Here is an 8,247-nt window from a genome sequence, read left to right as displayed (position 1 = left end):
AAATCAAAAGGATTGATCCCGACGGATAAGCGGGTCGTCCGGTACGGATCTACTTCAGCCTGAGCGGTAAAACTGCCGCTGTATACGAGGCTGACGCCATAGACATCCCCATGCTCCTCATCTGCGCCTTTCGCGAGCAACGCGACAAACGGGTTATGCGCATGGCTGCTTGCCCCGCGGCGGCTCTCGATGCCCTGCATGCCGGAAGCAAGTGCTCTGCGCTCCACATAGCGCTCACGTGCCCAGGCGCCGGAGAGATGTAACAGCTCATAATCCGCATCGCGGAAGTCTACGCTCATGCTTAGACCGCGCAGCAGCTTCAGCTGTTGTCCGCCTTCGTTCACAAATTTAACGGACCGCGTGATGGCATTCAACGCCTCGAACACGGTGTAGCTCAGAATTATCCGCAGCCCGGCGACCGGATCAAGCAGCTCAAGCTCCAGTGATTCCGCTTCATTCTCCTGCTCGACATATGTAGCCGGCAGACCTTCCAGTTTCGGCTTGCCCTTGTATATCCGGTGTGTCTCATAGATTGCCTCAGAAGCTGTAGTCCCGTTCTCCGCCTGAATCTGATAAGCCGGATGCCGGAAATCCCCTACCCCGTAGGAAGGATATTCCTGGGCGATTGTGTCATAAGAAATCGACATGTCTTCAGGATATGGACTAGGTGAAAAAGAACAGCGCTCCGTCCGCTGAAGGATGGCAGACAAACCTGTTGAACGGATTTTCCTGCCCCAATAGACATGCGCCGGCACACCGGTAGGAAGCAGTTGAATGACATAACTTGTGGCCTTGCTCTGAAGATGAAAAATACGCTCTTCTGCAAAATATTGAATTCCCATTGAAGCCTCCTAAAGGGTTGTTAGCCTTGCTTCCTGAACTTCTCCGCGTAAATAACCGTAACGGAAGAATAGACTGAATTTTGTTAGCGTTTTTTTGTTAGTTAAGGCTACTTTTTTAACATTCAATCCCGTTCAGTATAACTTGTAATCGCTTCAAAATCACCCCAGCATCATCTTGCGTACTGCAAAATTGCAATCGCCGCCCGTTCCCGCCGTTCAGGATCCCCGCTGAGTAGTGCTTCCTTCAGGACGGCAACAGCCAAGTTAAGAGTGTCCTCATCCACACCTGCCGGTTTTCCGCCAGAATTCCTCATATCAGCTCCCGTATCCTCGATCCATAGCTCCAGCCTTGCCGATGGAAGTGTCCCCCGGTAACGGGAAATCAGCGCATCCTCCGCCAGCAGCTCCGCTGCAACGGAATTCAGTGAGCGCCGGGGCATGCTTTTCAACCAGGTTACCCCCCGGCGGTGACACCGGCCATCCTCCTCATTGTCATGCGTGTCATCATAGAAATAGTCTCCCAGATCGCCCAGGTGCACCCAATCCCCGTCAGGTATCAGAATATAGTCCCCGTCCTGCATTTCATGCACAAACAGCCACAGGTTGTCTATTGCTTCTTCCAGGTTCCGCTCCTCGCAAGTCCCGGCCTGCAGCAGTTTTACCCGCAGCTCCTCACGATCGGCCTGCTCTAACTCTCCCGTGCCGGGATAGCCGATGCACAAATAGTTATCCTCCAGAAACTCCCGAGTCCGCTCCACACCCAGGGGCGATGCCTTCATCTGAAACAGCTTCATTGTTTCTCACCTCTCCGGTTAATTATACAGGATAAGCTGGCAGCAAACCGCCGTGAATTATTTTCAAAAAACTAAGAACCAGCCAGTATAATAGCGCTTACATTAGCGTTTATTGCAAAATAGTCCTGTTTTACAGCTATACGGTTTTTTACTATCCGTGAGAAGCAGGATATACTTTAGACATCAACTCAAGGGAACCTTACACTGCTGGAAGGAAGCCTGACGGGCAAGAAAATCTCACCGCAGCAATCCTTAGCCGCTGTAATCCCTGAGCTTGAGACTATATCTTTGATCCTGACGCTAAAGCTTTCAATCCATCCCGGAACGAACTGGTATGAGCTTCTTAAAGCTCAAATATTGAACATCAATCCTAGCGTGGCCAGAGGATGAATTAGAGAAGATTTAATGTGCAGGATAGGCAAATTTACTGCCGCCTCGGACGATTTCTACCCGGCTGAGTACAAAGGATAGGATAAGGAGTCTGAGAAGAACATGGGTATAGTGCTTACTACGTAAACCTCTATTGTTGATGCAAATCAATAGTAGGGGTTTACCTGTGTTACAGGCACTTTTTTATACATATAGGAGCACCACCTCCTGAAATATCATCCCGCGATTCACCGGTCCATAATATCGATATACAATTGATCCTGTTCCTCTTCTCTGCCCTCATAAACACCCATATAATCAAAAATTTCAAAAGAAAAGTCCACAAATGCCCGGCCTTTCGCGGTAATCACATGCCCGTCCCTCACCACTCTCCGGTCCAGAAAATTCTGACGCGGGAAGGGATCCTTTACACTAAGCCTGCGGATATTGTCAACAGAGCAGGAAGTGGTGAATTTCCTGTGATGCAGCACACCCGCCCTGCCCAAATATTGCGGACCATTGCATATTGCAGCCAGCATCTTCCCTTCCTGGTCCAGCTTATGGATGAGCTCGCTCAGTCCGTTTTGCTGCTTCCGGATGGGCCCGCCTGGGATGATCAGCCCCTCTATATCTTCCAGCTCCAATGCTTCAGCCAGCATTAAATCAGGCTTATACCGCAACCCGGATTCGCTGATTACCGGTCCGGAATCATAGCCTACGGAGATTATTTCTTTTTTTCCGGCATTTTTAAGTTTATGAAGCGCCAGTGTAATCTCAAAATCAGCGAAATCTGCTGAAATAAAACAAAGGATTGTCCCCATTACCGCACCTCGAATAATTGATTTTATTGTGCACAACCCCGTGATTTCCGGGCAACCGGGCAGTAGCCCAATCACATAATCCCATGGATGAATATCCTGACTATTATGCCCAGAACCTAGAGTCCGATAACGAACCGTGAGGATGTGATGACGCTGAACCGAAGAATCCAAAGAAGAAGAACGGCAGCGAAGAGGCCTCCTTCTGGCGCTGCCAGGAAGCGTACGAATGTACGCATGTACCGAGACCCCAGATACGGCTTCACCCTGAAGTTTCCCCGCTGGTGGAGCTGCTACACCTCCGTTAAACGAAGCAGCCGGCTGAAGGATGCAGCATATGGTGTGTTTTTCCGTTTCAAATACAAAGGGAAGATCTATGGAGATGCGCTAAGTCTGTTAGTCTATAAAATGACCTTGAAGCAGTGGCATGACGAGGGGTATGCTGAATCTCCGATACTATTCCTGGCTTACCGGCAGGGACGAATTTTTGCCTACACGGTCCCGGAAGAGCTTCCTGATGAGTTCCTTAATCGATCAAAGGACGACTATGATTACCGGAAATACGGCAGGCCGATACGCCTGCTGAAGCGCATGGTCAATGACGATGTACCGAAGATTGCAGGAACCTTCCGGTTGAATCGCCGCTCTTCACGCTGATCCGGATATAACCATCATAATCCACAAATCCCAGCTCGTTCAATAGTTTCTCTTGCTATAAGGGTGCTTAAAGGCATCATCAGCCAGTAACCGCGCACTGAAGTATGCAGGCTTTTCCATGACAGTTTGGTCTATTCATCAAAGATTCTAAAATCTGGTATGATAAAGTGTAAATCGTTAACAACTCAGGAAAGAAGGGCTGAAGAATGTGAACAAGAGCGGAATGAATACGCTGATCGGTTCGGGGCTTTACCGGTACATAACGGGCCGGAAGGTAAGCAGCACGTGCAAAATTTCCAGCTAATGCTTGCTGCCGAAGCGGTTGCGGACAGAACATTCCGCTACTACAGGAATTAGGAGGATACTCAGTGGATGGCCCATATATTAGTGGTTGAAGATGAACGGCCAATTAATGATTTGATTACAATGAACCTTAAGCTGGTCGGACACACGTATTCCAAAGCGTATACCGGTCCAGAGGTTACCGGAATTCTGGAGCAGGAGCGAACAGATCTTATCCTGCTCGATGTGATGCTTCCCGGTCTGGATGGATTTGAAGTGATGCAGAGAATTGCCCATTTGCGGATTCCGGTCATTCTGATTACAGCCAAAAATGCACTCTCCGACCGGATTAGAGGGTTCGAGCTGGGGGCGGATGATTATATCATAAAGCCCTTTGAAATTCTTGAGCTGCTGGCCCGCATCAACGTCGTGCTGCGCCGGAACGAACATACGGCCTCTGCTTTTATTTGTGATGGGGTAGAGGTCCGGTTTCCGGAACGCCACGTCCGGGTAGACCAGCTGCCGGTGGATTTGACTGTACGGGAATTTGAACTGCTCGAAGTGCTGATCCGCAACCGGAATATCGCCCTTTCGAGAGAAAAGCTGCTGGAATTGGCCTGGGGTTATGATTTTGCCGGCGATACCCGCACCGTAGATGTACATATCCGTCAGCTGCGCAAAAAACTGGGCTGGGAAGAACGGATCAAAACCGTATTCAAGCTGGGCTACCGGCTGGAAGTTCAGGTCTAGCCATGCGGTTCTGGCATAAGATTCTCCTCTCCGTCCTCATACTCTTCATTGCAGCCCTAGATGTTAGTGTAATTATGGTAATGAAAAAAAGCTGGCAGCTGAACATGGACAGTGAAACCAAGCGGGCATCCAGCGAGCAACTGCTGATCGCCAACAATATCTATGAGAATCTCGAATCAGTGCAGGCGCGGGGCTATACCCTCACCCCTGCCCTGCTGCTCAGTGTGGCTGAGTCGTACGGCGAACACTACCGCAGGCAGGGGATTGGCCTGGAGCTGCGGGAGAATGGGCGGCTAATCTACCCGTCAGGCGGAAAAGCCGTTATGCATGTTGAACATACCATCCAGTTATCCATGCCGCTCCCTGCACCTTACGGGTATCTGGAGCTGGCTTATAAACGCGACATCAGCGGGCTGTACGTCCAGCAGCATGAGCTGAACCGCTTCTTTGTCATGATTAACTGGATGGTCGGTCCCGTACTGGCCCTGCTCCTCTATCTCCTGATCCGGCAGCTGACCAAGCCGCTCCGGCTGCTGTCAGAGACGACCAAGACGATTGCCGAAGGTGATTACTCAAACCGAGTGGAGCTTCACAGCACCGATGAATTCGGGGAGCTGGCCTTTAATTTCAACCGGATGGCTTCAGTGGTCGAGCAGCGGATGACCGATCTCTCCGACATGGCCGAGGAGAAACAGCGAATGGTCGAGAATCTGGCCCATGAACTGCGTACACCGCTGACCAGTATGCAGGGATTTGCTGAATTTCTCACCTCGGCGAATATTGGCCCGGAGGATCAGATAAAGGCTGCCAACTATATTTGGAGTGAAACGGTCCGGCTGAAGAATCTGGCCTTTAAGCTGCTGGATTTGTCCGTACTGCGGCATCAGCCTCTGGTACAGGCAGAGGTCAATGTTTCCGCTCTGTTCGAGGCTGTAGTGCAGACGGAACAGCAAATTTTAACAGAGAACGGAATCCCGCTGGAGACGGACAGCTCGATCCCAGCCGTATGGGGAGATGAAGATCTGCTGGCAACCTTCCTGGTGAATTTGATCGAAAATGCCATTCATGCTTCACAACCGGGTTGCCCCATCTCCTTGCTGGCCTATCCTCTGAACGGGGAAGCTGTGTTGGAAGTGCGCGACAGCGGAAGCGGAATGACGGCGGAGCAGGGCAAGCGTGCCTTCGAGCCGTTCTACCGGGCGGACCCGGCACGTTCCCGGACATATGGCAATGCCGGGCTGGGATTATCCTTATGCCGGCAAATTGCTGAGGCGCACCAAGCAAGAATTGAGCTGCATTCGGTTCCCGGTGCAGGGACAAGCATCCGTATCTTTTTACAACTCCATAACAACTGCCCTCCTACTCTATAACATCACGGGATTAAAGTAATGACAGATTCAACATCCTGGATCCCAATGGAGGTAATACAATTGAGCAAGAAAAAACTGTCCGCAACGTTAGCTGTTATCCTCTGCTCTGCAGGCGCGTTTACAGTCAGCGCATATCTTGTGCCCGGCTTCGTGAACTCCACAGTCGTAGCCAGAAACACCCCGGCGATTCAGGGCAGCGCCCAGCCGGGTGTGACCGGAAACACGGTTCCTGTGTTGAAAGTGGAGGCACCGGCACCGGTATCCACTGTGACAGAGGATCTGATTAATCAAATGACGAAAGCGGAAATCAAGCGAATCTATGACATCCTGAACAAGCCTGGCAACGAGCCCCGCATTTCAGGCCGGGTAATGACCGATTCCGAAGAAAAACGCTCGGCGGTTCTGTCAGATCAGTATGTGTATGATGGCATGCGCCCCGAGCAGCAGCTACCGTTAAAGCCGGGACAAGCAGAAGTGTATCTGGATTTGGAGAACACTACGTTATACTTCCCGGACCGGACTTTGACCGATGAAGAGCTGCTGCAGCTGATTGACTGGAGCTGGCGGGAACTTTATATCGCTTCCAGTCAAAATGTAACCGAGCCCCCCCTTCAGGAATCCAGAAAAGCTAACGCAGAGGCGCTGGCGGCTGACAGTGTGCGCAAGCTGTTCGATGCCGATATTTCCAAGCTGCAAACGAAAGTATTTCAAGATGAACTAAGACTGGACAAACATCCAACCTGGAACGTTCACTCGGCTCCTTACAGGTCGCTTACCTTGCATGGGCAAGGCAAAGAATATTGGGAATATAACGTGATCATTGATGCAAAAACCGGAGTCGTCCTGGATACGACTGCAATTAATGTTGCCCTCAAAAGAACCCCCATCGACGCAGCCGCCGCCAGCGCCATACGCAAGGATGCCAGCTGGATTAACAAAGCTACCCAGGTCATTACGGACAAGCAGGGAGAAACCCGGAGAATTGTCAAAGCTTATCTGACCGACACAGAGGTTAACAACAAACGCGGCATGGTGGCAGTGAAACTGTTATTGGTGGACGGAAGCAGCTATACAGCGGAATTCCGCTATCCGGATCAGGCCCTGCGCTGCCTTATTTATGAGGCTGCCGATAACGCCGATTAGAATAGGAACTCTTTCAAAAAAAGGGAGGACCGGGGGGGGCGGCGCCCCCGGTCCTCTTAGGCCGTTACGCCTCGGTGAAACATACACCGTTCGGGTGTAAGATGCTTAACAAAAGCTATACCCTCTTCAGATGCAGCATGGAGTTGGCTCCTTTTTGAAATTCATATGGAACCCGTACTTCTTCTGCATTCCAGCCCTGGCTGCGAATAAAACTGATCAGTTCATCTAAATGCGCATATCTCAGGCTGGACAGATCCGTCAGCGGAAAAATGCGGATCTCCTCCTTCGTTACACGCAGCAGCTCGCGGAGGGTCTTCAGATGAAAATCAACATCCAGTCTGTCTCCGTACATGAATAAAAAATGAGCGGATAAAGTCATATCAAAAGTCTGATCGGCAAAAGGCAGCACAGGCAGCTCTGCAGCTACATAACGCTCCTGATGGGCCAGTCTGTCTAAGGTACTCACAGTCAGCGCTTCCGTTCTTGCCTGCTTCAACCCCTCAATGGATTGGAAATCATCCCACTTGAAATTATCGCGTACCCTATCAAGCTGATTCAATGTATGCTCAATATCGGCGAGCCCCTTATCCTGAAGGGCTTCTGCTGAATAACTGTAGGCGATATCAGCCGCAACAGCTATGGCTCCGCACCGGTTCGCTTCTGCAGTGAAGGAGCAGGCTCCTGCAGGACAGTCAAGGAAACTCCGCCCACGCAGCTCACCCGGCTGTAAATCAAACATCCTCATATACTCGTCAAACGTCCGGCCAATAAACACAATACGTTCTAAATCCAATTTTGCTCCATTCATCTGCACTCATCTCACCTTTCTCTGCTCAGCTCGTCTCATCTACGTTAATTATTCCCTAGCGCGGCAAGCTTGCTTTTCAAAAACTGGTACAGGCGTGAACTACACACCACCTAAGAGGTGGGTGCTTCTTGGTCAATAAAGCTGCTGCTCCAAGTTTACCCAAGCTTATAGGCTAGTTCCTAACCCGATGAGTGCAATTTACATTGCTAGTTTTAGAAGATTTCTAGCAGCATTCCAATCTCTGTCGTGCTCTTTATGACATGCAGGGCATGACCATACACGTACAGCCAGGTTCTTCACTTCTGCATTTTTGTAGCCACAGCAGGAACATAATTGACTACTTGCAAAGTTTTTGGGTGCGATGATTAATTCTCTGCCGTACCATTTCGATTTGTAGGTAAGCATTTGTCTGAA

At 50.3% G+C, this 8,247-nt stretch carries 9 protein-coding genes; 4 read left to right on the top strand and 5 right to left on the bottom strand.

Annotated elements, in window-relative coordinates:
* From AQR02_RS33765 to AQR02_RS08165, 3 genes are all read right to left on the bottom strand, one after another.
* The coding region (locus AQR02_RS33765) for a glycoside hydrolase family 36 N-terminal domain-containing protein (protein WP_280818612.1) at positions 1–842 on the bottom strand (842 nt) is incomplete at its 3' end.
* Between the two features lie 170 nt (positions 843–1,012).
* A complete protein-coding gene (locus AQR02_RS08170; protein ID WP_054940149.1) occupies positions 1,013–1,636 on the bottom strand; it encodes a hypothetical protein in 624 nt (207 codons plus the stop codon).
* A gap of 617 nt (positions 1,637–2,253) precedes the next feature.
* Complete coding sequence (locus AQR02_RS08165; protein WP_054940148.1) at positions 2,254–2,826, bottom strand: DJ-1/PfpI family protein; 573 nt, start codon at positions 2,824–2,826, stop codon at positions 2,254–2,256.
* 234 nt (positions 2,827–3,060) lie between these two features.
* On the opposite strand from AQR02_RS08165, the gene AQR02_RS08160 reads away from it, so the two are divergent.
* The 4 genes from AQR02_RS08160 to AQR02_RS08145 all read left to right on the top strand — a co-directional run bounded on the left by AQR02_RS08160 (position 3,061) and on the right by AQR02_RS08145 (position 7,025).
* Positions 3,061–3,480 (top strand): hypothetical protein, encoded by a 420-nt coding sequence (locus AQR02_RS08160; RefSeq protein ID WP_054940147.1) that lies wholly within the window; start codon positions 3,061–3,063, stop codon positions 3,478–3,480.
* 372 nt (positions 3,481–3,852) lie between these two features.
* Positions 3,853–4,512, top strand: a complete 660-nt coding sequence (locus AQR02_RS08155) for a response regulator transcription factor (RefSeq protein WP_054940146.1) — start codon at positions 3,853–3,855, stop codon at positions 4,510–4,512.
* 104 nt (positions 4,513–4,616) lie between these two features.
* Positions 4,617–5,882 (top strand): HAMP domain-containing sensor histidine kinase, encoded by a 1,266-nt coding sequence (locus tag AQR02_RS08150; RefSeq protein WP_245237218.1) that lies wholly within the window; start codon positions 4,617–4,619, stop codon positions 5,880–5,882.
* Positions 5,883–5,942: 60 nt separating this feature from the next.
* On the top strand, positions 5,943–7,025 hold the full coding sequence (locus AQR02_RS08145; protein WP_054940144.1) for a hypothetical protein: 1,083 nt from the start codon (positions 5,943–5,945) through the stop codon (positions 7,023–7,025).
* Between the two features lie 115 nt (positions 7,026–7,140).
* On the opposite strand, the gene AQR02_RS08140 is transcribed toward AQR02_RS08145, so the two are convergent.
* Positions 7,141–7,833, bottom strand: coding sequence for a class I SAM-dependent methyltransferase (locus AQR02_RS08140; RefSeq protein ID WP_054940143.1), 693 nt, complete (start codon positions 7,831–7,833; stop codon positions 7,141–7,143).
* Between the two features lie 198 nt (positions 7,834–8,031).
* Positions 8,032–8,247: zinc ribbon domain-containing protein (locus tag AQR02_RS31145; RefSeq protein ID WP_148449143.1), on the bottom strand; the 216-nt coding region annotated here is incomplete at its 5' end.

This window comes from Paenibacillus ihuae (assembly GCF_001368795.1).
Lineage (GTDB): Bacteria > Bacillota > Bacilli > Paenibacillales > Paenibacillaceae > Paenibacillus_AQ > Paenibacillus_AQ ihuae.
The sequence above is the reverse complement of the archived record's forward strand: the minus strand, read 5'-3'. Positions and strand labels throughout refer to the sequence as shown.